A 1,117-nucleotide genomic window follows, 5' to 3' on the forward strand; every position below is an offset into this window, starting at 1 on the left:
TTGCTCAGCAGTCAGTGAGTCCAAAACACTATCTGGCTGATACAGGTCATTATCGAACAGTCGTAACATCCCTCGATCTTTTTCTGGTAAATCAATCCGATAGTAGTCTCTGGCAAAGATACGGCGCAGAAGCGGCCGGTATTGATTCGGGTCCAGTTTTTTCCATTCCGGCCGTCGGAATGATTTTGCCTGCGGAAGTACCTGGTAAATGGCGCATGATTCTTCAGATTTTGTCCTCGAAAAATCATGACGTTTTAGCTCTTTGAACATGGCATCGCACATCAGGTATCCCTTGCCGGTATGCTGCTGCCAGCGTCCTTTTCCGGCCTGCGCAGGAAGCACCGTCAGGCTGAGTGCGACTAATGTGAGCAACAATGGCTTGTAGGGTGAAGATGTTTTCATCAGACCTCCGGTGTCCTGTTTATATTGATTAAATAAATATATTAAATACGTTATTTATGTCGGCCTTAATTTATGGATGAAATACTATTGTTTTTATAAATATTGCTATCCTAAGTTTGTTTTTAGGTTATGAATAAGTATTTTTTAACTGTTGATATGATTTTATATTCCATGTCAGGATGAAAAACTGTGGAGCGTCTCTGTTTTCTCATTTATGCATAATATGCATGATTGATGTCCTATGAAATAATAGAGCGATTTATAAGTGATGTTTATGAATAACCTTCAGGAAGACTAAACGGAACCTATAAAGAATTAATATATGAATGGTTATCAGCACGTCTTTAAGAGCATAGTATAGAGAGTATCAGTAAAATTATTAATGGAATGCCATTTAAGTGTCATAATAAATAATTCCTTATGTTATTTAATTCCATCGTTATAGAAGATTTCACAATTGGCGTCTGGGCTAAACGACCATTTCCTGTATTTGAAGCTATAAGTACTCATTCCTATGTTATCGATAAAATAAGGCGTGCCTTTATATAAATAGATATCTGACTTCCTGGCGGCCCGTCGAATGGCACCTGAAAGAAGCGTGTGCTGCTTGCTTTCGGGAAGTATTGCTCTCGGTTCAAGCCCTGTCAGGCTGTCGTTAACAAGGATAAGTCCTTGTGCCAGAATGTCGGGCATGGGCAGCCTGAGGCTTTTACAT

The 1,117-nt window shown here is 39.7% G+C and carries 2 protein-coding genes; both read right to left on the reverse strand.

The annotated features are described in order from the left end of the window. Positions 1–402: hypothetical protein (locus tag HII27_RS26790; protein WP_185670187.1), on the reverse strand; the 402-nt coding region annotated here is incomplete at its 3' end. A gap of 423 nt (positions 403–825) precedes the next feature. Further along, a partial coding sequence (locus HII27_RS26795; RefSeq protein WP_223883308.1) for a hypothetical protein occupies positions 826–1,117 on the reverse strand: 292 nt, incomplete at its 5' end.

Source organism: Kluyvera sichuanensis, from assembly GCF_014218705.1.
In the GTDB taxonomy this organism is placed as follows: domain Bacteria; phylum Pseudomonadota; class Gammaproteobacteria; order Enterobacterales; family Enterobacteriaceae; genus Kluyvera; species Kluyvera sichuanensis.